Source organism: Hydrogenophaga sp., assembly GCF_014773545.1.
Taxonomy (GTDB): domain Bacteria; phylum Pseudomonadota; class Gammaproteobacteria; order Burkholderiales; family Burkholderiaceae_C; genus Hydrogenophaga.
Genome location: NZ_SDDV01000001.1, coordinates 117,202 through 141,431, shown reverse-complemented (window position 1 = coordinate 141,431; position 24,230 = coordinate 117,202). Strand labels below are relative to the sequence as shown.

18 protein-coding genes and 1 pseudogene are annotated in these 24,230 nt (G+C 64.6%); 9 read left to right on the top strand and 10 right to left on the bottom strand.

Features of this window, described 5'->3' with window-relative positions; all coding sequences use genetic code 11:
* Positions 1 to 219 precede the first annotated feature (219 nt).
* Positions 220 to 1,065 carry a creatininase family protein gene (locus EST26_RS00655; RefSeq protein WP_291064508.1) on the bottom strand — a complete coding sequence of 282 codons (846 nt, stop codon included), beginning with the start codon at positions 1,063 to 1,065 and terminating at the stop codon, positions 220 to 222.
* 230 nt (positions 1,066 to 1,295) lie between these two features.
* Between EST26_RS00655 and EST26_RS00650 the strand changes: the two genes are divergently transcribed.
* The 9 genes from EST26_RS00650 to EST26_RS00610 all read left to right on the top strand — a co-directional run bounded on the left by EST26_RS00650 (position 1,296) and on the right by EST26_RS00610 (position 13,214).
* Positions 1,296 to 3,530 carry a protein-disulfide reductase DsbD domain-containing protein gene (locus EST26_RS00650; protein WP_291064507.1) on the top strand — a complete coding sequence of 745 codons (2,235 nt, stop codon included), beginning with the start codon at positions 1,296 to 1,298 and terminating at the stop codon, positions 3,528 to 3,530.
* 53 nt (positions 3,531 to 3,583) lie between these two features.
* Positions 3,584 to 4,207: a redoxin domain-containing protein gene (locus EST26_RS00645; protein WP_291064506.1), complete on the top strand. Its 624-nt coding sequence runs from the start codon at positions 3,584 to 3,586 to the stop codon at positions 4,205 to 4,207.
* 11 nt (positions 4,208 to 4,218) lie between these two features.
* Entirely contained in the window at positions 4,219 to 4,662 is a 444-nt protein-coding gene (locus EST26_RS00640) for a rhodanese-like domain-containing protein (RefSeq protein ID WP_291064505.1), read from the top strand.
* Between the two features lie 102 nt (positions 4,663 to 4,764).
* Positions 4,765 to 5,868, top strand: a complete 1,104-nt coding sequence (gene hemE / locus EST26_RS00635; protein ID WP_291064504.1) for a uroporphyrinogen decarboxylase — start codon at positions 4,765 to 4,767, stop codon at positions 5,866 to 5,868.
* A gap of 400 nt (positions 5,869 to 6,268) precedes the next feature.
* Entirely contained in the window at positions 6,269 to 8,392 is a 2,124-nt protein-coding gene (gene priA, locus EST26_RS00630; RefSeq protein WP_291064503.1) for a primosomal protein N', read from the top strand.
* 329 nt (positions 8,393 to 8,721) lie between these two features.
* Positions 8,722 to 9,708 (top strand): magnesium/cobalt transporter CorA, encoded by a 987-nt coding sequence (gene corA / locus EST26_RS00625; RefSeq protein ID WP_291064502.1) that lies wholly within the window; start codon positions 8,722 to 8,724, stop codon positions 9,706 to 9,708.
* A 181-nt stretch (positions 9,709 to 9,889) separates the two neighbouring features.
* A complete protein-coding gene (locus EST26_RS00620) occupies positions 9,890 to 11,479 on the top strand; it encodes a Na/Pi cotransporter family protein (protein WP_291064501.1) in 1,590 nt (529 codons plus the stop codon).
* Positions 11,480 to 11,595: 116 nt separating this feature from the next.
* Positions 11,596 to 12,468: a Tim44-like domain-containing protein gene (locus EST26_RS00615; protein ID WP_291064500.1), complete on the top strand. Its 873-nt coding sequence runs from the start codon at positions 11,596 to 11,598 to the stop codon at positions 12,466 to 12,468.
* Between the two features lie 134 nt (positions 12,469 to 12,602).
* Complete coding sequence (locus EST26_RS00610) at positions 12,603 to 13,214, top strand: hypothetical protein (RefSeq protein ID WP_291064499.1); 612 nt, start codon at positions 12,603 to 12,605, stop codon at positions 13,212 to 13,214.
* Between the two features lie 3 nt (positions 13,215 to 13,217).
* On the opposite strand, the gene EST26_RS00605 is transcribed toward EST26_RS00610, so the two are convergent.
* The 9 genes and pseudogenes from EST26_RS00605 to EST26_RS00570 form a co-directional block, all read right to left on the bottom strand.
* Positions 13,218 to 13,982, bottom strand: a complete 765-nt coding sequence (locus EST26_RS00605; protein WP_291064498.1) for an enoyl-CoA hydratase — start codon at positions 13,980 to 13,982, stop codon at positions 13,218 to 13,220.
* Positions 13,983 to 14,016: 34 nt separating this feature from the next.
* Entirely contained in the window at positions 14,017 to 15,225 is a 1,209-nt protein-coding gene (locus tag EST26_RS00600) for an acetyl-CoA C-acyltransferase (RefSeq protein ID WP_291064497.1), read from the bottom strand.
* Positions 15,226 to 15,366: 141 nt separating this feature from the next.
* Positions 15,367 to 15,747, bottom strand: a pseudogene (locus tag EST26_RS10430) (endonuclease domain-containing protein); the annotation flags it as partial.
* 2 nt (positions 15,748 to 15,749) lie between these two features.
* A complete protein-coding gene (locus tag EST26_RS00595; RefSeq protein ID WP_291064496.1) occupies positions 15,750 to 18,149 on the bottom strand; it encodes a 3-hydroxyacyl-CoA dehydrogenase/enoyl-CoA hydratase family protein in 2,400 nt (799 codons plus the stop codon).
* Between the two features lie 10 nt (positions 18,150 to 18,159).
* Positions 18,160 to 19,965 (bottom strand): acyl-CoA dehydrogenase C-terminal domain-containing protein, encoded by a 1,806-nt coding sequence (locus tag EST26_RS00590; RefSeq protein WP_291064495.1) that lies wholly within the window; start codon positions 19,963 to 19,965, stop codon positions 18,160 to 18,162.
* Positions 19,966 to 20,001: 36 nt separating this feature from the next.
* Positions 20,002 to 20,706: a TetR/AcrR family transcriptional regulator gene (locus EST26_RS00585; protein WP_291064494.1), complete on the bottom strand. Its 705-nt coding sequence runs from the start codon at positions 20,704 to 20,706 to the stop codon at positions 20,002 to 20,004.
* A 165-nt stretch (positions 20,707 to 20,871) separates the two neighbouring features.
* Positions 20,872 to 21,780 carry an acetylglutamate kinase gene (gene argB, locus EST26_RS00580; protein WP_291064493.1) on the bottom strand — a complete coding sequence of 303 codons (909 nt, stop codon included), beginning with the start codon at positions 21,778 to 21,780 and terminating at the stop codon, positions 20,872 to 20,874.
* Between the two features lie 70 nt (positions 21,781 to 21,850).
* The gene (locus EST26_RS00575) at positions 21,851 to 22,510 is read right to left on the bottom strand and encodes a TetR/AcrR family transcriptional regulator (RefSeq protein WP_291064492.1); all 660 of its coding nucleotides are present in this window, start codon (positions 22,508 to 22,510) and stop codon (positions 21,851 to 21,853) included.
* Between the two features lie 287 nt (positions 22,511 to 22,797).
* Positions 22,798 to 24,219, bottom strand: coding sequence for an NAD(P)(+) transhydrogenase (Re/Si-specific) subunit beta (locus EST26_RS00570; RefSeq protein ID WP_291064491.1), 1,422 nt, complete (start codon positions 24,217 to 24,219; stop codon positions 22,798 to 22,800).
* Between the last annotated feature and the right edge of the window lie 11 nt (positions 24,220 to 24,230).

Sequence of the window (24,230 nt, the reverse complement as noted above, 5' to 3'; positions counted from 1 at the left end):
AAATTCATGCGGCCCGGGCCAGACCGCCCATTGAAGCACAGGGGCCAAGCGCGGGGCGAATGAACAGAGGCAAAAAAACCATGGATTTCGCCACGGGTCAAACGCAAACCACAGCCCTGGCTCGACTATGACGTGCAGTTGTAACGCACAGTTGTAACACCATCAGGGGCGAAAAGACGCGGCCTTATGTTCCATATGCCCGCCACACCACACCAGTGTCTAGTTGCCTGCCGGATCATCGGCGCTGTGCAAGCGCAAGGTGTCGGTCGGCAGCTGGTCGATTTCTGCCAGCAAGCGCGCCAGCGCCCCCCCGGCCGCATCGAGCACGGCGCGTCCATCCTGCGCCGTGGCCGCCGCCGCGTGGCCGGCCGCACCAAGGGCGTTGATGTCTTGCATTTGCCAGCCCAGCCGAGCGCTGCGGCCATTGCCCAAAATGGGAAAACGCTGGGCACGCAGGCGCGAGGTGGAAGCAAAATTGCCGGCCTGCGCCATACGGACCCGATCAGGCGTCAGGGCCAGCATGATGGCAGTCTCGATCTGACCCGCATGAATGCCAAAGCGGTGCTCATCGGCGCCAAAGCGCGCGCCCACGTCCTGCCCCTGCGCATCGAGCAGGGGCAGGTTGAACCAGCTCGCGCTGTAAACCAGCATACCAAGCCGGGCACGCAAATCACGCGCAACCAGGTCGAGTGCGCCCACCTGGCCGCCGTGGGCGTTGAAGAGCACGAGTTTCTTGACCCCACTGGCGGCCACGCATTCGCCAATCTCGGTCCACAAGCGCAGCACGGTGTCGGCCTTGAGGGTCAGCGTACCGGCAAAGCCGGCATGCTCGGGGCTAAAACCAATGGCTTGCGTGGGCAGAAAAAACACCGGCAGCTCGGGCGCCAGTTGTGCCAGCGCCGCATCGATCACCGCATCGACGATGTCGGCGTCGACCGACAGCGGCAGGTGCGGGCCGTGCTGCTCGGTGGCGGCCAGCGGCAGCACGGCAATGGCGCGCGCCTTGTCGAGTGCGGCAAAATCGGTGGTTCTCAGATCGGACCAGAACCGAATCGGGTTCGTCATGGCGAACGATTTTACCGCCCTGAAGCCGGACGACACACTGGGCGCCGAACCAAATGGCTCCAGCGCCTGCCCACTCCAAGCGCTGCCGCCCGTTCGGCATGCCACACTGCCACACTGCCGTATATTTCAGCAGCGCAGGTAGCGGAACTTAAAAAACCTGACACGCTCCTACCGACGCAAAGCGCCAGCGTCCCGAGCCGCTGCGGCCACCCCACCACCGAACCAGACCGATGCATTCACTGCTTTTACCCCTGCGGCTTCCGGCCGCCCGGATCGTTCGCCGTTTGCTGGGCTGCTTGCTGCTGGCTGGCTGGCTGCCCTGGGCGGCACAGGCGCAGGGCTTGCCGGGCGCGGCAACGGGTCAAAGCGTGCTGCAAACCGAGCAAGTGCGCGCCGAGCTGCTGGCGCACGCGCCGGCCGGGGCCGCTCCAGGGCAGCAGGTCTGGGTCGGCCTGAAGTTCAGCCACGCCCCGCAATGGCATAGCTACTGGAAGAATTCGGGCGACTCGGGCCTGCCGACTAGTCTGCAGTGGACGTTGCCGCCAGGCGTCTCGGCCGGACCGATCGCCTGGCCGACGCCGCGCAAATTTGCGCTGGGCAAGCTGGCCAACTACGGCTACGACGGCACGGTGCTGCTGCCGGTGCCGCTGCACATCGGGCCCGACTTTACCGGCGCGCAGCTCAACGTCCAACTCCACGCCAGTTGGCTGGTCTGCCGCAAAGAGTGCATCCCCGGCGAAGGCCAGTTCAGCCTGAGCCTTCCGGTGCACGGATCGACCGCCCTGCACGCCCAGACCTTTGCCGCCGCCTTTGCCGCCGCACCGCAAGAGCAGAGCGCTGCAGCCAGCAGCGTGCGCGCCGATGCCGACTTTTTGCACCTCAGCCTTGACGGCCTGCCCGCCGCCTGGCTCGGCCGCACACTGGAACTCTTCCCCGAGACCGGCGGCCTGATCACACCCGGCTCACCCTGGACGCAGGCCTGGGACGGTCCACGCTGGAGCGCACAGGTGCCGCTTTCACCATACCGCAGCGAAAGTCCAAGCCTGCTGCCAATGGTGTTGACGCTGGCCAACCCGCCGGGCACCGGTGCGGGCAGTCCGGGCGTGCGAATGGAAGTGCCGATGCAAGGCAGTTGGCCGGCTGTAGCAGCCCTGCCGGCAGCCGTGCCAGACGCGCTGACCTTGGCGCTGCAAGCCAATGCCGAACGCGCCGCGGCGCAAGCCGCTGCGGCAAACGCCAGCGTGAGCTGGAGCATCTTTGGCTTGGCGCTGCTGGGGGCCTTGCTCGGCGGCATGATCCTCAACCTCATGCCCTGCGTGTTTCCGGTGCTGACCATCAAAGTGCTGGCCTTTGCCCGGCACGCCGAAGACCGGCGCGCGCACCGGCTCAATGGCCTGGCCTACAGCGCTGGTGTGCTGCTCTCTTTTGTGGCGCTGGGCGGCCTGCTGCTGGCGCTGCGCGCCGGTGGCGAACAGCTCGGCTGGGGCTTTCAGTTGCAAAGCCCGGCCCTAGTGGCCGCGCTGGTGCTGCTGTTTAGCCTGATCGGACTGAACCTGGCCGGGGTGTTTGATTTCGGCCGCATACTGCCCAGCCGCCTGAGCGCTCTGTCAGCCAAAAACCCCAATACCGATGCTTTTCTCACCGGTGTGCTGGCCACCGCCATCGCATCGCCCTGCACGGCGCCGTTCATGGGCGCCTCGCTGGGTCTGGCCATTGGGCTGCCGCCGCTGCAGGCGCTGGCGGTGTTTGCCGTGTTGGGGCTGGGCATGGCGCTGCCGTATTTGCTGGCGAGCTGGGTGCCGGCGGTGGCGCGCGCGCTGCCGCGCCCCGGCCCCTGGATGCTGACCTTGCGCCAGTTCATGGCCTTTCCCATGTTTGCCACCGTGGTCTGGTTGCTGTGGGTGCTGGGGCAACAAAGCAGCATTCACGGCGTGGCCGCGCTGCTGCTGCTGGTGGTGGTGCTGGCGCTGCTGCTGTGGGCGCTGGGGCTAAGCGGCAGGAGCCGCACCGCGCTGGCCAGCCTGTCTTTGCTCGGCCTGCTCTGGCTGGGTTGGGCGCTCGGGCCGCACATCACCCGGCAAGCGCTGGCCGCACCGGCCGGCCCAGCAGCCGCTGCGTCTGACCAAACCACCTGGGAAGCCTGGAGCCCGCAGCGCCAGCTCGAACTGCTGGCCCAGGGCCGGCCCGTGTTCGTCGATTTCACCGCCGCCTGGTGCGTGACCTGCCTGTACAACAAGCACAACGCCCTGGCCGACGCCAGCGTGTTGCGCAGCATGGCAGCCCACAACGTCGCACTGCTGCGCGCCGACTGGACGCGCCACGACCCCGCCATCACCGCCGAACTGGCCCGCCTGGGGCGCAGCGGCATTCCGGTCTATGCGCTGCACCAAAACGGCAAGCCAACCGTGCTCTTGTCCGAACTGCTCAGCGCGCAAGAAATCCATGCTGCGCTGGCGCGGCTGTGAAACCAGGCACCCCGATCACCCTCCACCTGCACCCATCCACGATGCCCACGCCGATGAAACGCCGTCCCTTTCTTGCCAGCTTGCTGCTGGGCGCCAGCGCCTGGCTGTGGCCCAGTCTGGCGCTATCGACCCGCCTGGGCCAGATCGTGCCCCCTTTTACCCTGAACGACAGCAACGGGCGGCCCGTCAGTCTGTCTGACTTCCAGGGTCGAATCGTGGTGCTCGAATGGATCAACCCGACCTGCCCTTTCGTCAACAAGCACTATCAAGGCAATGTGCAGGCGATGCAAGCGGAGTTCATCCGCCGTGGCGTGGTCTGGCTCAGCATTTACACCATGCGCGACGACCACCCCCACTACCACACCCCGCCCCAATTGGGGCGCTGGCTGGCGGCGCAAAAGGCACGCCCCACTGCCGCTTTGATCGACGAATACGGCCAGCTTGCGCGCGCCCTTGGGGTACGCGTGGCGCCGTCGGTGTACATCATTGACACCCGCGGTGTGCTGGCCTATGCGGGCGGAATCGATAACATAGCCTCGACGCGCGTCAGCGACATTCAATACGCGACCAATTTCGTGCGCCAGGCGCTGGGTGAACTGTTGACTGGCCAGGCGGTTAGCATACCGGCGAGTCAAGCCTATGGCTGCGCGATTCACTTTCCCCCCAGCTCCTCATGACATTCTTCACCATGACACATGCACCTTCTTCTGACTCGCGCCGCCTGGCGCTGCGCGGCGCCTTGGCCTTGCTGGGCGCGTTCACCCTGGCCGCTTGCGGTGCCGACGCGGCCAAGACCCCGTTGAGTCTGAGCCTGGAAGAAGGTCGGGACTTGTTTGAGGCGCGCCAGGTGCTGCTGATCGATATTCGCGAACCGCGCGAGCACGCCAGCGGTGTGGTCAGCGGTGCCCTGCTGCTGCCGGCCTCACAGTTCAAATACCGCATGGCGGAAATTCCGAAAGACCCGGCGCAGCCGGTGCTGATCATCTGCAACACGCAAAACCGCTCGCGCATCCTGGTTCGCACCATGCAACAAGCCGGCTGGAGCAACGTGCGCTACGTCCGGGGCGGCATGAGCACCTGGGCAAGACAGGGCTGGCCGATGGTCAGGCCAGGCGCCCAGACCAGCTCCTGAAAGCCGCGCTCGCGCCACCCACTGGCGCGGCCGAACACCAGGCCCGGCGCAGGCGCAGACGGGATAATCGGGTCTACCCCACTCGAACACCACGGATTTCCCATGCCCTTCGCCCCACTGCAAAACGACTGTTTTTTGCGCGCCTGCCTGCGCCAGGCCACCGATTACACGCCGGTCTGGCTGATGCGTCAGGCCGGGCGCTACTTGCCTGAATACCGCGCCTCGCGCGCCCAGGCCGGCAGCTTCATGGGTCTGGCCACGCATCCGGACTACGCGACCGAAGTCACCCTGCAGCCGCTGGAGCGCTACGCGCTGGACGCGGCGATTTTGTTTTCCGACATCCTGACCGTTCCCGACGCCATGGGCCTGGGCCTGTCGTTTGCTCAGGGCGAAGGGCCAAAGTTCGAAAAAACCGTTCGCACCGAGGCCGACGTGGCGGCGCTGGCGGTGCCCGACTTGGAAAAACTGCGCTACGTATTTGACGCCGTGACCTCGATCCGCCGCGCGCTGGCCGGGCGCGTGCCGCTGATCGGATTTTCCGGCAGCCCCTGGACGCTGGCGTGCTACATGGTCGAAGGCGGCGGCTCGGACGACTACCGCGCCGTCAAAACCCTGATGTACCGCCGCCCAGACCTGATGCACCGCATCCTGGCCATCAACGCCGACGCCGTGGCCGCCTACCTGAACGCGCAGATCGAAGCCGGCGCGCAGGCGGTGATGGTGTTTGACAGTTGGGGCGGCGTGCTGGCCGACGGCAATTTTCAGTCCTTCAGTCTGGCCTACACGCACCGCGTGCTGGAGCAGCTCAAACCGACGCACGAAGGCGCGCCCATTCCACGCATTGTCTTCACCAAAGGTGGCGGACTGTGGCTTGACGAGATGAAAGCGCTGGACTGCAACGTACTGGGGCTGGACTGGACGGTCAACCTCGGGCGCGCGCGCGCGCAGGTCGGCGAAGGCCAAAACGGCAAAGCCCTGCAGGGCAATATCGACCCCAACGTGTTGTTTGCCGAGCCGGCGCAGATTGACGCTGAGGTGGCGCGCGTGCTGCACAGCTTTGGCCCGCCGCATCGAGGGCCAGGTTGGGGTGCGACGCACATTTTCAACCTGGGCCACGGCATCAGCCAGCACACGCCGCCCGAACACGTGGCAGCGCTGGTCGATGCGGTGCACGCACATTCGAGGCGCCTGCGCACCGCTGCATGAAAATTCACGCCGACGCGCACCGGCGCCCCGCGGTCCCGGTTATCGACCCGGCCCGATGAAAGCCAAACCCTTATCCGACCCGATCATTAGCACAAATCCAGCCTGGACAGGCTGGACTTATGCACAAATTTTTTATCCCGACCAAGCCGAAAATACCAGACCAAAAAGACTCCCGGCAGGCATCCACACAATGGTTTAACTGATTGATTCATATAGGTTTTGGTTTTTTGCTTTTTTTCAAGGCAGTTTATCCAAGCCCTTGATTTTGAAGGCCTATGGCCGCGTCAGGAGAAACCATCAACAAAGTTATCCACAGAAAATCTGCATATCTGCCAAGGCTTTTTGGAATCAAGGACTTGCGCCACCTTTCAACAAAACAACTGATCTCCCGTCGTCATCCATGAGCTTTTGGCCCAGCGTCATCGTCGCCACCCCGTCTCACAGCGGCCTCGTTGCCGGCTTGAGCTACCAAAGTGAAGCGGCACTGGCACCGGGCACCCTGGTGCGCGTGCCCTTGGGCGCGCGCGAGGTGCTGGGCCTGGTCTGGGACTGCCCCGCCGCGCCCCCTGCGGACCTGAACCTGGCACAAGCCAAGGCCGTCGCCGTGGTATTCGACGAACTGGCGCCACTGGGCGCGCGCTGGCGGCAATTGATCCAATTCACCGCCCAGTACTACCAGCGCAGCGTGGGTGAAGTCGCGCTGGCGGCGCTGCCGGCGCCCTTGCGCGAATTGAGTCCGGTGCAACTGGCGCGTCGACTAAAGAAAATTCGAGTCGACCCGGTCCCGGTTTCATCACCATCGGGGTCAGACCCCCATTGTTTTGCTGACTCGCTGAGCCCGCAACAGCGTCAGGTGCTGGCGGCGCTGCCAGGTGCGCAAGCCCCAGTGCTGCTGTTTGGCGCCACCGGCAGCGGCAAGACCGAGGTCTATCTGCGCGCCAGCGAACAGGTGCTGCTCGGTCCGACAAGCGATGCCACACCGACCCAGGTGCTGGTGATGGTGCCCGAGATCAACCTCACGCCGCAACTGGAGGCGCGTTTTCGCGCCCGTTTCGAGCCGCTGCTCGGCGCAGGTGCGCTGGTCTGTCTGCACAGCGGCATGACAGCAGCCCAGCGGCTGAGCTGCTGGCTGGCGGCGCACACCGGGCGCGCGCGCATCGTCCTGGGCACCCGCATGGCGGTCTTTGCCAGCCTGCCCGGTTTGCGCCTGATCGTGGTGGACGAAGAGCACGACCCCAGCTACAAAAGCCAGGAAGGAGCGCGCTATTCGGCGCGCGACCTGGCGGTGTACCGCGCCAAGATCGAGTCCGAGGCGCTGAGCCCGGCACGCTGTCAGGTGTTGCTGGGCTCTGCCACCCCCTCGCTGGAGAGCTGGCACGCAGCCGAACGGGGCCGCTACGTGCGCCTGTCCATGCCGGAGCGCGTTGGCGGCGGTGCGCTGGCGCGGCTGCGCCTGCTCGACATGCAGCAGCAGCCCCGGGGCACGGTGCTGGCAGCGCCACTGGTGGCGGCAATGGCCGAACGTGTGGCACGCGGCGAACAATGCCTGGTGCTGCTCAACCGGCGCGGCTATGCGCCGGTGCTGAGCTGCCACGCCTGCGACTGGAAGAGCGCCTGCCCGCACTGCAGTGCGTACCGGGTCTTCCACAAGATCGACCGCAGCTTGCGCTGCCATCACTGCGGCGTCGGCGAGCGCGTGCCGCGCGCCTGCCCGGACTGCGGCAACCTCGACATTGCACCGATGGGACACGGCACCGAACAAATCGAGGAACAACTTGCCGGCTTGCTGGCCGACGTGCGCCGGCCCGACGGCGCTGCGGCGCGCGTGGCGCGCATAGACGCCGATTCAACCCGCGCCAGGGGCAGCCTGACGGCACAACTGGCCGATCTGCACAGCGGCGCGGTCGACGTGCTGGTGGGCACGCAAATGATTGCCAAGGGACACGACTTTCGTCGCATCACGCTGGTGGCCTGCGTCAACGCCGACAGCGGTCTGTTCGCCAGCGACTACCGGGCGCCGGAACGCCTGTTTGCCCTGCTGATGCAAGCCGGCGGACGGGCCGGGCGCGACGCGGCGCACAGCGCCGCGAGCGAGATGTGGGTACAGACCTGGTACCCGCAGCACCCCTTGTTTGTCAACCTCAAACGCCACGACTACCCGGCTTTCGCGGCCGCACAACTGGCCGAACGCCTGGCCGCCGGCATGCCGCCGCACGGCCATCAGGCCCTGCTGCGCGCCGATGCCCGCAGCCAGCAGGCGGCGCAGGCCTTCCTCAGCGCCGCCGCCGCGCGCGCCGCCGAATTGACGGAGCAGCAATCGATTGCGCTGTACCCGGCGGTACCACTGACGATCCAGCGCGTGGCCAACGTAGAACGCGCACAACTGCTGGTCGAGAGCGACTCGCGCGCGGCCTTGCAGCGTTTTCTGGCCGCCTGGGCGCCGCTGCTGCTGGCGTGCCGCAAGCTGCCGCAGGCACGCGGCCTGATCCGCTTTGCGATCGACGTCGACCCGCTGACGATCTGAGCGGCTGAGCGGCTTTCGCTCATACCTGCTCAGCCTTCAAAAAAACAGGCCCGCTCTGCGTGCAAGGCTGCGCCACCCGCAGCGCGCACAAGCTGCCCGCACTCCCATCAGCCTGCTAGAATTCGATGCCATTTTGAACTACTCCCCGCACACCATGGACAGCACGCCTCCTAGTTGCGTGCTTTCAGTCGCGTTCGCATTCGTTTGAGCACAGCCCGGCACGGTTGCTGAGGTCAAGCCAGCGGGTGCGGCTGAAAGCACCCCACCCGCTCGCCTGCGGGCCCGCACGGCCCCAGCCTCTGTAAAACCCACATGCCGGGAGCTCCGCCATGCTCAACGTTTTTACCCTGGCCAACGGCCGCCTGTTTCAAGAAGACATTGCGTCGCTCGACGACTTGGCGCGCTGCAAACCCATCTGGGTCGACCTGGAAGCCCCCACGCCGCTAGAGCGGCGCTGGGTCAAACAGCACTTTGGTCTGTCGATCCCGGAAGACGCGATGGACGAAGACATCGAAGAGTCGGCCCGTTTCTTCGAAGAAGACAACGGCGAGCTGCACATCCGCAGCGACTTTTTGATCGACGAAGCAGAAGACCCGCGCACCGTGCGGGTCGCCTTCATCCTCAACCAGCACAACGCCGAACTCAAAAGCCAGGGCGTACTGTTCTCTATCCATGACGAAGACCTGCCGGTGTTTCGGCTGCTGCGCATGCGCGCGCGCCGCATGCCCGGACTGATAGAAAACGCCAAAGACGTGCTGCTGCTGCTGTTCGACGCTGACGCCGAGTACAGCGCCGACACGCTGGAGAACATTTACGACGACCTCGAGCGGGTGAGTCAAAAGGTACTGGCCGGCAACGTGAGCGACACCCTGGCCGGCGAGGTGCTGGCGGCCATTGCACGCCACGAGGACATGTCAGGCCGCATCCGGCGCAACGTGATGGACACACGGCGCGCAGTCAGCTTCATGATGCGCTGCCGCATGCTGAGCGCCGAGCAGTTCGAAGACGCGCGCCAGATTCTGCGCGACCTCGACTCGCTCGACAGCCATACCGCTTTCCTGTTTGACAAGATCAACTTCCTGATGGATACCACCGTCGGCTTCATCAACATCAACCAGAACAAAATCATCAAAATCTTCTCCGTCGCCAGCGTCTCGCTGCTGCCGCCCACGCTGGTGGCCAGCAGCTACGGCATGAACTTCGAGTTCATGCCAGAACTGACTTGGAGGTTGGGTTACCCGATGGCGATTGTGATGATGATTCTGGCGGCGGTGATTCCCATGGCCTACTTTTACAAACGCGGCTGGCTGCGTTGAGCCTCAGCCGCTGCAACGGCGCGCCGACGATGGCGCCGCTGCAGCGGCTGCTCAGACGGGCGGCCAGTGCGGCAAAGACAGTCGTATAAGATGCAGCAATTATGCGTGGCCGTCCCCTGCATTGCTGCGAGAAACCTGATGGCGTGTTGATCTTTTCTCTGCGCCCTCCCGCTTCCATGCCATGACCCTATGGACTTCTGCCAGCCTGCTGGCCGGTGGTCTGGGCCTGTTCCTGCTCGGCATGAACATGATGACCGACGGCTTGAAGCACGCCGCCGGGCCGGCCCTGCACCAAATTTTGCGCAACGCCACGCGCACGCGCTGGCATGCCCTGAGTTCGGGCGTGCTGGTGACGACCGTCGTGCAGTCCTCCAGCGCCGTCACGGTGGCCACCATCGGCTTCGTCAACGCTGGCCTGTTGGGTCTGGCACCTGCGCTGTGGGTGCTGTTTGGCGCCAACGTCGGCACCACCATGACCGGCTGGATCGTGGCGCTGATCGGGCTCGAGTTCGACGTCGAAACCCTGGCGCTGCCGCTGGTTGCCTTGGGTGTGCTGCTGCGCCTGAGCAGCTCCGAACAGCAGCGCCGCGGCGCCATCGGAACCGCCATGGCCGGCTTTGGCCTGCTGTTTCTGGGCATTGGCCTGATGCAGCAGTCGTTTGCCGGTCTGGACGAGTACATCACTTTGCCGCAAGGAACAGGCTTTTTCGCCGTGCTGGCGCAGTTGAGCATTGGGATGGTGCTGACGGTGCTGATGCAGTCGTCCAGTGCGTCGATGGCGATCGTGCTGACCGCCGCCCAAGGGGGACTGATCGACCTGCAGAGCGCTGCTGCCGCCGTCATTGGCGCCAACATCGGCACCACCGTCACCGCGCTGCTGGCGGCCATAGGGGCGACACCGAACGCGCGCCGCGCCGCTGCCGCGCACGTCATCTTCAACCTGCAGACCGGCGCCGTGGCGCTGCTGCTGCTGCCCTGGTGGATTCCGTTGCTGCAGACGCTGCGCGACTATTTGGGTCTGCAGACCGGCCCAGCGGTGCTGCTGGCCTTGTTTCACACCAGCTTCAACCTGCTTGGGGTGCTGCTGATGTGGCCGCTGGCCAACGCGCTCACGCGCTGGCTGCAGCGCCATTTCCGCGCCCGCGAGGAAGACCTGGGGCAGCCGCGGCACCTGGACGACAACGTTCTGCCGGTGCCCTCACTGGCCTTGCAAGCGCTCGAGCGGGAGGTGGAACGCTTTGGTCAGATGTGCGTGGCCCTGGCCCGCCGCGTCCTGAGTGGCGCTTCGGTCGAGTTGCTGCGCGATGAGCGCAACGCCATCGCTTCGCTCGACGCGGCGGTGGAAGCCTTTGTCGAACGCATGAGCCGTGGCGCCTTGTCGATACCGGCCAGCCAGCGCCTGGCCGAGCTGCTGCGCGTCCAGCGCTATTACGAAACCTGCGCCGATCTGTCCTTTGCGGCAGCGCCGCTGTCAGCCCCTGGTGTGGACGACGAAAAAATCCAGCAACAGCACCAGGCTTTTATCAGCGCCACCCTGCAACTACTGGCCGAACACGATGCGGCACCAGCGACGGCGGCGCCGCGCGCAGCGCTCGACCTGCGTCCGATGGAAAGCGCCTACCAGCAATTGAAGGCCAGCGTATTGGCCTGCGCCGCCACCGCTGCGCTGGCGCTGGACGAAATGGAAACCCAACTCGATCGCTACAGCTCGCTGCGCCGCGCCATGCAGCAAGCGGTCAAGGCGCGGCTGCGGCTGCTGCCGCAGGCTTGACGGCTGGTCTTGAACTCTTCCGTTTTTACGAATTAAACATCCCGATTTATCTTGTTTTTCAAGCTAAAAAAAGGATTATGCTCAGCCGCTTGCAATCCCATTCTTTGGAGACCCCGATGAGGAAAACGCTTTCTTTGCTGGCTGTCGTGTTCACCCTTGGCCTGTCGACTGTCGCCATGGACGCCGAGGCTTCAAAACGCCTGGGCGGCGGCAAGTCCATGGGCATGCAACGCGACGCCCCGGACCGCACCCCCGCTGCCACACCCGCCCAAACCCCTGCCACCGCTGCTGCAGGCGCTGCTGGCGCTGCAGGCGCTTCATCGAAAAGCAAGTGGCTCGGCCCGGTGGCCGGCATAGCCGCTGGTATTGGTCTGGTGGCGCTGGCTTCGCACTTCGGCTTTGGAGAAGAACTGGCCAACCTGCTGATGCTGGGCTTGCTGGCCTTGGCGGTGCTGCTGGTGGTGGGTTTCGTGCTGCGCAAGCGGGCTGCCGCGCGCATGGGTGGCATGCAATTCGCCCCCGCCGGCATGCCGGGTGGCAGGCCTGCTGTGCCGCCCTACCAAGTGGCCATGCCGGGTTCGTCGATTGGCGCCAACCTGAGGCCCACGAGCAAAATCCCGGCCGACTTCGACAGCGCCGCTTTTGTGCGCAATGCCAAGATCAACTTCATCCGCTTGCAAGCCGCCAACGATGCCGGCAACCTGGACGACATCCGTCAGTTCACCACGCCGGAGATGTTTGCCGAACTCCAGATGAACCTGTCCGAGCGCGGCGGCACCAGCCAGCACACCGACGTGGTGCGCATCGACGGCGAGGTGATCGAGGTGATCGAAGAAAGCAACCGCTACCTGGTCAGCGTGCGCTTCACTGGTGAAACGCGCGAAAGCGGTGCCGCTGGCAATGAGGCTTTCGACGAAATCTGGCACCTGAGCAGGCCGCGTCAAGGCGCCGGCGGCTGGGTGCTGGCCGGTATTCAGCAAACGGCCTGATGGATTCGGGCGGCTAAAAACCGCCGCCTACCCTGCACCTCGAAAAATCCCGCTGCGCTTGCAGCGGGATTTTTTTATGCGCGCGGCAAGCGCCCACCGAGCGCCCCGCCAGCAGCCGTGATAATTCAGGCTCTATGGACTTTTACCTCGTATGGATTGTGCTCATTGCGGCCGCTTACGCCGTCAAAACGGTCGAGCAGCGTCAGCGCATTGCCCTGTTGGGTAGTTTCTTGCATCCGTACCAACTGGAACAACTGATGCAAGACCTGAGCAGCGGCTACCTGCGCGCCATGGGCGAAGCAGACCCACAGCGGCGCGCAGCGATCTGGCACACGCTCGAAAGCAGCGAACAGACGCTGCGCGAACAACTGCAAGGGCTGGCAGCCGACCTGCGCCGCTTGAGCGAACCACAAGCCCGGGTCAGCCGCCTGCCGCTGGCGCTGCCGCTGATCAACCGTCTGGTGGCCGGTCAAAGTTTCGATCTGCGGGCGGCGGTGGCCATCCATGCGAAAAGCTTTTCCGACATCCTGGACAACCATCAGTGCATGAGCCGCAAAGACCAGAGCTTTATGCTGCTGGCCGAGCTGATGCTGTTTCAGCACACCTGCCACTGGTTTTGCCGCTCCCAACTGGTGGCATCGGCGCGGCTGCAGGTGCGCCACAAAACCGCCTACGAGCAGGTGCTGGCGGCGGTCTCGGCACCGACGCGCCAGGCCTACAACGCGCTGTTGCGGCGTGCTGGCTGAGCTTTAGAACTTGGAAAAATCAGGGCGGCGGCGCTCCATAAAGGCGCTGAAGGCTTCACGCGCGGCGCCCTCGCGCAACAGGCGCGAAAAGCAGACCGACTCCTCGGCCATCACAGCCAGCACCTGCGGCGTTTGGCCGGCCTTCATCAGCCGCTTGGTCTCTAGCAGCGATGCCATCGGCTTGAGCGCCAGCTTGCGCGCCACACCCTGCGCGTGGGCGGCCACTTCCAGCGGCGGCAGCACGCGGTTGACCAGACCCATTTCAAGTGCGGCCTCGGCCATGAAGGGCTCACCCAGCAACAAGGCTTCAGCAGCCCGCTGATGCCCCATCAAGCGCGCGGCCAGCAGGCTAGAGGCCGCCTCTGGACACAGGCCCAGGTTCACGAACGGCATCGAAAAAGCAGCGTTGTCGCCCGCGTAGACCAAGTCACAATGAAACAAGAGCGTGCTGCCAATGCCCACCGCCGGGCCACAGACCGCAGCCAACAGAGGTTTGGGAAACCCGGCGATGGCATGCAGAAAGCGAAACACCGGCGCATCCGGCGTGGTCGGTGGCTGCTGCAGAAAATCGGCAATATCGTTGCCGGCGGTGAAAACCGCCTCGTGACCTTGCAGCAACACGCAGCGCACCGCCGGGTCGGCCTGCGCGGCTTGCAGCGCGTCGGCCAGCGCGGTGTACATGGCCGCCGTGATGGAATTTTTCTTCTGCGGCCGGTTGAAGGTCAGGGTGCAGACACCTGCCTCGGTGTGGATCAGAACCTCGTTCATGCTGGCGCTGGGTGTGGGGGAGTTTTCCATCGTCTTACACCCGCTCGAAAATACCGGCTGCGCCCTGCCCCATGCCCACGCACATGCTCACCATGCCGTACTTCTTGTTGTGCCGCCTGAGCGCGTGCACCACGGTGGCTGAGCGGATGGCGCCGGTGGCGCCCAGCGGGTGACCCAGCGCGATGGCGCCACCCATGGGATTGACCTTGGACGGGTCCAGGCCGAGCGTGTTCATGACGGCGAGCGACTGGGCGGCAAAAGCTTCGTTGAGTTCGAACCAGTCGATGTCGTCCTGCTTCAGGCCCGCGTTTTTCAACGCGGCGGGTATGGCTTGCACCGGGCCGATGCCCATGATGTGCGGCGGCACGCCGCGCGATGCGTAGCTGACGAAGCGCGCCAGCGGCGTGAGGTTGTAGCGCTTGAGCGCGGCTTCGCTGACCAGGATCAGCGCACCCGCACCGTCGCTGGTCTGCGAGCTGTTGCCCGCCGTCACCGAGCCGCGCGCGGCGAACACGGTGCGCAGTTTCGCCAGGCCTTCGAGCGTGGTGTCGGGGCGGGCCCCTTCGTCCAGGCTGATGGTGCGCTCGCTGATGGACAGCTCGGCCGAGTCGAGGTCCACACTGCGTTCTTGCACCGTCACCGGCGTGATCTCGTCGCTGAACTCGCCGTTCTTCATCGCGATCACGGCGCGCTGGTGCGACTGCACCGCAAACGCGTCCTGCGCCTCGCGGCTCACCTTCCACTGCTGCGCCACTTTCTCGGCCGTCAGGCCCATGCCGTAGGCAATGCCGTAGCTCTCGATGTCGTCGGTGTTGCGGAAGATGGCGGGCGAGAGGCTGGGCGCGTTGCCCATCATGGGCACCATGCTCATGCTCTCGACCCCGGCGGCGATCATCACGTCGGCTTCACCGACGCGGATGCGGTCGGCCGCCATGGCCACGGCCGACAGGCCCGAGGCGCAGAAGCGGTTGACCGTGATGCCGCCGACCGAGTGGGGCAAGCCGGCCAGGAGGGCGCCGATGCGCGCCACGTTCAGGCCTTGCTGGGCTTCGGGAATGGCGCAGCCGGCGATCACGTCTTCCACCGCCTTCGGGTCCAGGTTCGGCACCTGGGCCATGGCCGCGCGCAGTGCAAAGGCCAGCAGATCGTCCGGGCGCAGGTGCTTGAACGAGCCCTTGTGCGAACGGCCGATGGGGGTGCGGGTGGCGGCGACGATGTAGGCGTCCTGGATCTGTTTGCTCATGGTGGTTCCTAGATGTCTTGCTCCCTCTCCCGCCTGCGGGAGAGGGCCGGGGTGAGGAGGTCCGCATGCACGCGCGAAGCGGCTGTCTTGCTCCCTCTCCCGCCTGCGGGAGAGGGCCGGGGTGAGGGTCTGCAACGTCTGCCAGATCGACTCCAGCACGGCAGGGGTTTCATTCATGACCGCATGGTTCCAGAATCGGATCACGGTGTGGCCTTGGGTTTCGATGAACGCAGTCCGCGTCTGGTCATAGGCTTCCTGTTCAACGTGCTGGCCGCCGTCGATCTCGATCACCAACCCCGCCTGCAGACACACAAAGTCCAGGATGTACGGACCCAGCGGGCGCTGACGGCGGAACTTGAAATCCTGGAAGCGCCGACCACGAAGGTGTTGCCACAACAGGCTCTCGGCATCGGTCATCTGACCTCGCAATTCACGCGCCTTCTCCTTGGCGTGCGCCCTCACCCCAACCCTCTCCCGCACGCGGGAGAGGGGGTAAGTCACGTCGGCCTCGGTCGGCTTCATGGTCAGTTGCGCACCGGTTTGCCGGTGTTGAGCATGCCCAGAATCCGCTCCTGCGTCTTCGGGTGCACGATCAAAGAGCAGAACGCACGGCGCTCCAGCGTCATCAGGTATTCCTCGCTCACCAGCGTGCCCGCCTCGACGTCGCCGCCGGTCACCACGCCCGCGATCAACGCGGCGATGTGGAAGTCGTGCGGGCTGATGAAGCCGCCGTCGCGCATATTGACCAGGCTGCCCAGGATGGTGGCCCGTCCGTCGCGTCCGGCGACCGGGAACAGGCGCTTGTGCGGCGCGCGGTAGCCGCTCGCAAACATGGCTTTCGCTTCGTTGAGGGCGACGAACAGCAGCTCGTCTTTGTGCGGCACGATCACATCGGAATGCAGCACGTAGCCGAGCTGGCGCGATTCGATGGCGCTGGTGCCGACCTTGGCCATGGCCGCGGCGGTGAAGCCCTCGCTCAGAAACGGCAGCAGGTCCTTGGCCGTCGAGGTTTCGGCGTTCTCGGCCGCGCGGCGCGCGATGTAAGTCAGACCCCCGGCGCCGGGCACCAGGCCCACGCCGACTTCGACCAGGCCGACATAGCTTTCCATGTGCAGCACGCGGCGCGCGCTGTGCAGCGCCAGCTCACAGCCGCCACCCAGTGCCAGGCCGCGCACGGCCGACACCACCGGCACGCTGGCGTAGCGCAGGCGCAGCATCACCTGCTGCATGAAGCCTTCGGCGTCTTCGATGGCGGCCACGCCCACGGCCATGAAGGCCGGCAGCATGGCCTGCAGGTCGGCACCGGCGCTGAAGGGCTCGTCGCCGGACCAGATCACCAGGCCCTGGTATTCCTTCTCCGCGAGGTCCACCGCAGCCATCAGGCCCTCGCAGACCTCGGGGCTGATGGCGTGCATCTTGGTTTTGATGCTGGCGATCAGCACCAGGCCGTCCAGCGTCCAGGTGCGCAGGCTGTCGTTCTCTTCGAGGGTGGTGCCCGCCGTTTCGAACTTCGGCCCGGCCTCGCCCAGCAGCAGCTCGGGGAAGTGCTGGCGCGCATGGACCGGCAGCGAGCGACGGGCTTCGAACACCCCCTTGGAAGGGTTCCACGAACCCTGTGCGGTGTGCACGCCACCCGCGTCAGCCACCGGACCTTTGAACACCCAGTCGGGCAGCGGTGCTTTGCTCAGCGCCTTGCCTTCGGCGATGTCCTGCTGGACCATCTTCGCCACCTCCAGCCAGCCGGCTTCCTGCCAGAGCTCGAACGGGCCCTGCTTCATGCCGAAGCCCCAGCGCATGGCCTGGTCCACGTCGCGCGCGGTTTCGGCAATCTGGCCCAAGTGCACGGCGGCGTAGTGAAAACCGTTGCGCAAAATCGCCCACAAAAATTGCCCCTGCGGCCCTTCGCTGTCGCGCAGCAGCCTCAGGCGCTCGGCCGCCGGGCGTTTGAGCATGCGGCCATAGACCTCGTCGGCCTTTTCACCGGCGGGCACGTAGTCCTCGCTGTCCAGGTCGAAGCGCAGGATGTCGCGCCCCACCTTCTTGAAGAAGCCGGCCTTGGCCTTCTGGCCCAGGTTGCCCAGCTCGATCAGCCTGGCCAGCACCGGCGGCGTGCCGAAGCTGCCGTAGAACGGATCGGTCTGCTCGTTCAGGTTGTCCTGCAGCGTCCTGACCACGTGGGCCATGGTGTCCAGGCCCACCACGTCGGCGGTGCGGAAGGTGCCGCTGCTGGCGCGGCCCAGGCGCTTGCCGGTCAGATCGTCGACCACGTCATACGTCAGGCCAAAGTTGTCCACCTCCTTCATGGTCGCCAGCATGCCGGCGATGCCGATGCGGTTGGCGATGAAGTTGGGCGTGTCCCTGGCGCGCACCACGCCCTTGCCCAGGCCGCTGGTGACAAAGGCTTCGAGGTGATCGAGGATCTGGGCTTCGGTGCTCGGCGTGTTGATCAGCTCCACCAGCGTCATGTAGCGCGGCGGGTTGAAGAAGTGGATGCCGCAAAAGCGCGGCTTGATCGCCTCGGGCAGGCCCTCGCTCAGCTGGGTGATCGACAGGCCCGAGGTGTTGCTGGCCACGATGGCGTGCTCGGCGACGAACGGGGCGATCTTCCGGTAGAGATCGAGCTTCCAGTCCATGCGCTCGGCGATGGCCTCGATGATGAGGTCGCAGCCGCGCAGCTGTTCCAGATGCTCCTCGTAGTTGGCCTGACCGATCAGGTCGGCGTCAGCGGCCACGCCCAGCGGCGAGGGCTTGAGTTTTTTCAGGTTCTCGATCGCGCGGGTGACGATGCCGTTTTTGGCGCCCTCTTTCGCAGGGAGGTCAAAGAGGACCACCGGCACCTTGACGTTGACGAGATGTGCCGCGATCTGCGCGCCCATCACGCCCGCGCCGAGCACGGCGACTTTTTTTACTTGAAATCTATTCATGGGTTTTCCTTCACACGGTTGCGGCCAGCGCCGCGTCGGTGTCCATCAAGACCTTGGCTCCGCTGCGCGCCGTGCGCATCAGCGTGGCGGTCTCGGGGAACAGCCTGGCAAAGTAAAAGCGCGCCGTCTGCAGCTTGGCCACATAGAACGGGTCGGTATTGCCAGCGGCGATCTGCTGCAGCGCCACCTGCGCCATGCGGGCCCAGAAGTAGCCGAACACCAGATGCCCGGCCACGCGCAAATAGTCCACCGCTGCGGCGCCCACCTCGTCGGGGTTCTGCAAGCCCTTGAAGCCGATCTCCATGGTGAACTTGGTGATCTGCTCGCCCAGCAGCGCCAGCGGGTTGATGAACTCGGCCATCTTCTCGTTGACGCCCTCTTCCATCACCAGCGCGCCGACCAGCTTGCCGAATTTCCTGAGCGTGGCGCCGTTGTTGCCCAGCACCTTGCGGCCCAGCAGGTCCAGGCTCTGGATGGTGTTGGTGCCTTCGTAAATCATGTTGATGCGGGCGTCGCGCACGAACTGCTCCATGCCCCATTCCTTGATGTAGCCGTGACCACCGAACACCTGCTGGCACATCGTCGCCGCCTGGTAGCCGTTGTCGGTCAGGAAGGCCTTGGTGATGGGCGTGAGCAATGACAACAGTTCGTCGCTCTCCTTGCGCACGGCCTCGTCGGGGTGCTTGTGCACCTTCTCCAGCAGCACCGAACAGAACATGGCCAGGGCGCGGCCGCCTTCGGCGTAGGCCTTGGCGGTCAGCAGCATCTTGCGCACATCGGGGTGCACGATGATCGGGTCTGCGGCCAAGTCCTTGGCCTTGACGCCGGAGAGGCTGCGCATCTGGATGCGGTCCTTGGCGTAGGCCAGCGCGTTCTGGTAGGCCACCTCGGTCAGGCCGAGCGACTGGTTGCCCACGCCCAGGCGGGCGGCGTTCATCATCACGAACATGGCCTGCATGCCCTTGTGCGGCTGGCCCACCAGGGTGCCTACCGCGCCGTCGAGCACGATCTGCGCCGTGGCGTTGCCGTGGATGCCCATCTTGTGCTCCAGGCCACCGCAGTAGACGCTGTTGCGCGCGCCCAGACTGCCGTCGACGTTGACCAGAAACTTCGGCACCACGAACAGGCTCACCCCCTTGATGCCGGGCGGCGCATCGGGCAAGCGTGCCAGCACCAGGTGGATGATGTTGGCGGCCATGTCGTGCTCGCCGGCGCTGATGAAAATTTTGTTGCCGCTGATTGTGTAGCTACCGTCGGGCTGCGGTTCGGCCTTGCTGCGCATCAGGCCCAGGTCGGTGCCGCAGTGCGGTTCGGTCAGGCACATGGTGCCAGTCCACTCGCCGCTGCTCATTTTGGCCAGGTAGGTCGCCTTCTGCTCGGGTGTGCCGTGGGTGTGCAGCGAGGCGTAGGCGCCGTGCGTCAGGCCCGGGTACATGGCCCAGGACTGATTGGCCGAATTCAGCATTTCGTACAGGCACTGGTTGAGCACCAGCGGCAGACCCTGGCCGCCGTAGGCTGGGTCACAACTCAGCGCCGCCCAGCCGTTGTCGACGTAGCGCTGATATGCCTCTTTGAAACCGCTGGGCGTCTTGACTTCATGCGTGCGCTGGTCCAGCGTGCAGCCCTCGGTATCGCCGCTGATGTTGAGCGGGAAAATCACCTCGGAGGCAAACTTGCCGGCTTCTTCGAGCACCGCGTTGATGGTGTCGGCATCAACCTCGGCGTGCTGCGGCATGGTCTTGAAATCGTCCGTGACCTTGAGCACTTCGTGCATCACGAACTGCATATCGCGCAGCGGCGGGTTGTAAACAGGCATGGAAAACTCCTGGAATGAAACGACGGGGAAAAAAGTTCAAGCCGACGCCAGCGCATCGACCCGGACAAAAGCGGCGTTGGCGTGGCGTTGCACCAGGCCTTCAAAAGCGCTACGGGTGCGGCGCAGCGCATCGTGATGGCGCAAAAACCGGGCTTCGTAGTGCAGCGCAAGAATCAAGGCGTGCATTTCAAACGCCATTTGCTCGCCGTCGGTGGCGGCGTCCAGGTGACCTTGCGCGACGGCCAGACCGACCGCGTGGCGCAGCGCCGCCAGCCAGGCGTTGACCGAAGCCGCCAAGGCTTCACGCACCGGCCCGGCACGCTCCTCGAACTCGATTGCGCCGCTGATGTAGATGCAACCCGAATCGATTTCGACCGAGGTGCGCTGCATCCAGTTATCAAACAGTGCGCGCAGACGTGGCAGCCCGCGCGGCGCGCTCAAGGCGGGGTAGAACACCTCGGCCTCGAAACGCACGTGGTATTCGCGCACCACCGAAACCTGCAACTCCTCGCGTGAACCAAAGTGGGCAAACACACCCGACTTGCTCATGTGCATGAGAGCGGCCAGCGCGCCGATGGACAGACCTTCAAGGCCGATCTGCGTCGCCAGACCAAGCGCCGCTTCAACGATGGCGCAGCGGGTCTGCTGCCCCTTTTGCAGCGGCTTGATCGCACGCCGGCGCACTGCACGGCCGTCTGCGGGCGCGTCACTCGGGAGAACACAGCGAGTGGATGCATTCATGCGGGTAGAACAGGGAAAAATAAACCACCGAAAAAATAGAACGACCGTGCTATTTTTACCGAAAATCCGGCCTGCGGCGCCCCTGGCCAAAATTTATTCGTAACTATCTCGCCCGCTGCTGCGCCGTGCAGCACGGCGCAGCAATGAACACCCGAGCGGCGTGGCTCAGTGCGAACGGATCAAGGTGCCCAGCGGCTGCTTGCCCAACACCTCGAGCAAGAGCGCGTGCGGCACCCGGCCGTCGATGATGTGCACCGCGTTGACGCCGCTCCTGGCCGCGTCCAGGGCGCCGGCGATCTTGGGCAACATGCCGCCGGAGATGGTGCCGTCGGCGCACAGCTCGTCGATGCGGCGCGGCGTGAGCTCGCTCAGCAACTGCCCCTGCTGGTCGAGCACGCCCGGGATGTTGGTCAGCATGAGCAGCTTTTCAGCCTGCAACACCATCGCCAGCTTGGCCGCCACCACGTCGGCGTTGATGTTGTAGCTCTCGTTGTGCTGGCCAAAGCCAATCGGGCTGATGACCGGTATGAAGGCGTCGTTTTGCAAGGCCTGGACGACGCCGGGGTCGATGCTGACGATGTCGCCGACCAAGCCAACGTCGTGCTCCAGGCTGGGGTCTTGCGTATCGGTCAGTCGCAGCTTCTGGGCCCGGATCATGGCCCCGTCGCGCCCGGTCAGACCGACCGCCTTGCCGCCAGCGGCGTTGATCAAACCGACGATGTCTTGCTGCACCTGGCCGCCAAGCACCCACTCGACGACTTGCATGGTTTCGGCGTCGGTCACGCGCATGCCCTGGATGAACTGGCCTTTTTTCCCCAGGCGCTGCAACAGGGTCTCGATCTGCGGCCCGCCGCCGTGCACCACCACCGGTTTGATGCCGACCAGCTTGAGCAGCACCACGTCAGCGGCAAAATCCTGCTGCAAAGCGGGGTCTGTCATGGCGTTTCCGCCGTATTTGATGACCATGGTCTTGCCGTGAAAGCGGCGAATATAGGGCAGCGCCTGGGCAAGAATTTCGGCTTTCTCGCGCGGCTGAATGTGGTCAAGAGAAACGGCGCAGTGCTTGTGGTTCATGGGGCAGAATCCAAGTATCGGGGTTGGCGCGAAATTGTAGGCTGGGCGCATGAGCACATGGGTTGCGGTTTCAGCCCGGCGTCTTGTAGGCCGCCGAGAGCTGCTGCAAGTGCTGGCGTTGTTCGCTCCGCAGGTAGGGCAGCAACAGACTGAGCACGTGCTCTGCGCCGCGCAACATGGCCTGCTGGGCGTGCTCGGGCTCGAGGGCGCGGCGCGGGTCGCGCACGTATTCGAAGCTCAGCCAATAGGTCAACAGCACGACCATGCAGCGCGCCGTCGGCTCCACCGCCGCGGCATCGATGTCGAGTGCCGCGTGGCGGCTCAAGCCAGCCAACAGGTGGCGCATGGCGCGGGTCTTGTTTTTCAACACCGCCTGAAAATGCGTCTCCAACAAACGGTTCTTGCACAGCAAATCGTTGAGGTCGCGGTAGAGAAAGCGGTAAGCCCAGATCGTCTCGAACAAGGAATGCAAAAAGACCCAGGCGTCCTCCACGTTGCGCACACCGTCAGCGGTGGCCAACAAGTGCGCCAGCGCACTTTCAAAACGCCCGAACAAGGCGTTGATCAGCTCTTCCTTGGCCGGGTAATGGTAGTAAAGATTGCCCGGACTGATGCCGAGTTCGGCCGCAATCAGCGTGGTCGATACGTTGGGCTCGCCCAAGCGATTGAAGCGCTCCAGTGTGAGCTCAAGAATGCGCTCAGCGGTTCGACGGGGCGCCTTCGTGACCATCGCTGCTCACAGCGCCGACAGCGCCGCCAGCCAGCGCGGTGCGCCGCTGGTGCCGGGGTCTGATTGTTTCAATCCACGCCCGCACGGATCGGGCGCAACAGCACAGAAAAGCTCACGCCGCGCCCGCCTCCCGCTGCCCCCCTGAGGGAGGATGTCTCCAACCGGCGTTTGTCTTTGATGCAAGAGAGCGGCCATCACAGGCCCGAGTGTAGAGCGGCAACGCAGCCGCCGCCCAGCCTGGTGTGGCTGGAGCGTCTGTGAGACAGCCACAGCGCAGGACAGGCCGCCTACTCGATGGCCCTGGTCATCTCCTCGACCACCTTCTTGGCATCGCCAAACACCATCATGGTCTTGTCCATGTAGAACAGCTCGTTGTCCAGCCCGGCGTAGCCAGCGGCCATGGAACGCTTATTAACGATGACGGTCTTGGCTTTGTAAGCCTCGAGAATAGGCATGCCGTAGATCGAGCTGCCTTTTTGCAGCGCGGCCGGATTCACCACGTCGTTGGCACCCAGAATGATCGCCACGTCGGCCTGGCCGAATTCGCCGTTGATGTCCTCCATCTCGAACACCTGGTCGTACGGCACCTCGGCCTCGGCCAGCAGCACGTTCATGTGGCCCGGCATACGCCCGGCGACCGGGTGAATGGCGTATTTCACCGTGATGCCCTTCTCGCTCAGCTTGTGCGCCAACTCCTTGACCGCGTGCTGAGCGCGCGCCACCGCCAGGCCGTAGCCGGGCACGATGACCACCGTCTCGGCGTTGCCGAGCACGAAGGCCGCGTCGTCGGCGCTGCCGCTTTTCACTGGCCGCTGCTCGGCCTTGCCGGCAGCAACCGCTGTCTCACCGCCGAAGCCGCCCAGAATGACGTTGAAGAACGAGCGGTTCATGGCCTTGCACATGATGTAGCTCAAAATCGCACCCGAGCTGCCGACCAGCGAACCGGCGATGATCAGCATGCTGTTGTTCAAACTGAAGCCAATGCCGGCCGCAGCCCAGCCCGAATAGCTGTTGAGCATGGACACCACCACCGGCATATCGGCGCCACCAATCGGAATGATGATGAGCACGCCGAGCACGAACGAGATCGCAATCAGGATGAAAAATGCGGTCCAGTTCTCGGTGAAGGAAAAGTACACGCCCAGCGCAACGGTAATGATGCCCAGCACCAGGTTGAGCGTGTGCTGCCCGGAAAAAGTCACGGGTGCGCCCTGGAACAACCGGAACCTGTACTTGCCCGACAGCTTGCCAAAGGCAATGACCGAGCCGCTGAAGGTGATGGCGCCAATGGCCGCACCCAGGAACAGCTCGAATTTGTTGCCAAACGGAATCGGCTCGCCGCGCTCGGTGATGCCAAACACCCAGGGTTCGGCCACCACCGCCACCGCGATGCAGACCGCCGCCATGCCAATCATGCTGTGCATGAAGGCCACCAGCTCAGGCATTTTGGTCATCTCGACCCGCTTGGCCATCAGCGTGCCGAGTACGCCGCCCACCAGCAGCCCCCCCAGCACCAGCGGCATGCCAGCGGCGATGCCACCGGCCAATTTGATCACCAGCGCAATGGTGGTCAGGATGGCAATCGCCATGCCGACCATGCCAAAAAGATTGCCGCGTATCGACGAGGTCGGGTGCGAAAGCCCCTTCAAAGCCTGGATGAAACAGACCGAAGCGACCAGGTACAGCAGCGTGACGAGGTTCATGCTCATTTTTTTAATCC

What these genes read in the sequence shown, in the direction of transcription:
- EST26_RS00655 (WP_291064508.1), bottom strand. Translation starts at nt 1,065, where the DNA reads ATGACGAACCCGATTCGGTTCTGGTCCGATCTGAGAACCACCGATTTT.
- EST26_RS00650 (WP_291064507.1), top strand. Translation starts at nt 1,296, where the DNA reads ATGCATTCACTGCTTTTACCCCTGCGGCTTCCGGCCGCCCGGATCGTT.
- EST26_RS00645 (WP_291064506.1), top strand. Translation starts at nt 3,584, where the DNA reads ATGAAACGCCGTCCCTTTCTTGCCAGCTTGCTGCTGGGCGCCAGCGCC.
- EST26_RS00640 (WP_291064505.1), top strand. Translation starts at nt 4,219, where the DNA reads ATGACACATGCACCTTCTTCTGACTCGCGCCGCCTGGCGCTGCGCGGC.
- hemE (WP_291064504.1), top strand. Translation starts at nt 4,765, where the DNA reads ATGCCCTTCGCCCCACTGCAAAACGACTGTTTTTTGCGCGCCTGCCTG.
- priA (WP_291064503.1), top strand. Translation starts at nt 6,269, where the DNA reads ATGAGCTTTTGGCCCAGCGTCATCGTCGCCACCCCGTCTCACAGCGGC.
- corA (WP_291064502.1), top strand. Translation starts at nt 8,722, where the DNA reads ATGCTCAACGTTTTTACCCTGGCCAACGGCCGCCTGTTTCAAGAAGAC.
- EST26_RS00620 (WP_291064501.1), top strand. Translation starts at nt 9,890, where the DNA reads ATGACCCTATGGACTTCTGCCAGCCTGCTGGCCGGTGGTCTGGGCCTG.
- EST26_RS00615 (WP_291064500.1), top strand. Translation starts at nt 11,596, where the DNA reads ATGAGGAAAACGCTTTCTTTGCTGGCTGTCGTGTTCACCCTTGGCCTG.
- EST26_RS00610 (WP_291064499.1), top strand. Translation starts at nt 12,603, where the DNA reads ATGGACTTTTACCTCGTATGGATTGTGCTCATTGCGGCCGCTTACGCC.
- EST26_RS00605 (WP_291064498.1), bottom strand. Translation starts at nt 13,982, where the DNA reads ATGAACGAGGTTCTGATCCACACCGAGGCAGGTGTCTGCACCCTGACC.
- EST26_RS00600 (WP_291064497.1), bottom strand. Translation starts at nt 15,225, where the DNA reads ATGAGCAAACAGATCCAGGACGCCTACATCGTCGCCGCCACCCGCACC.
- EST26_RS00595 (WP_291064496.1), bottom strand. Translation starts at nt 18,149, where the DNA reads ATGAATAGATTTCAAGTAAAAAAAGTCGCCGTGCTCGGCGCGGGCGTG.
- EST26_RS00590 (WP_291064495.1), bottom strand. Translation starts at nt 19,965, where the DNA reads ATGCCTGTTTACAACCCGCCGCTGCGCGATATGCAGTTCGTGATGCAC.
- EST26_RS00585 (WP_291064494.1), bottom strand. Translation starts at nt 20,706, where the DNA reads ATGAATGCATCCACTCGCTGTGTTCTCCCGAGTGACGCGCCCGCAGAC.
- argB (WP_291064493.1), bottom strand. Translation starts at nt 21,780, where the DNA reads ATGAACCACAAGCACTGCGCCGTTTCTCTTGACCACATTCAGCCGCGC.
- EST26_RS00575 (WP_291064492.1), bottom strand. Translation starts at nt 22,510, where the DNA reads ATGGTCACGAAGGCGCCCCGTCGAACCGCTGAGCGCATTCTTGAGCTC.
- EST26_RS00570 (WP_291064491.1), bottom strand. Translation starts at nt 24,219, where the DNA reads ATGAGCATGAACCTCGTCACGCTGCTGTACCTGGTCGCTTCGGTCTGT.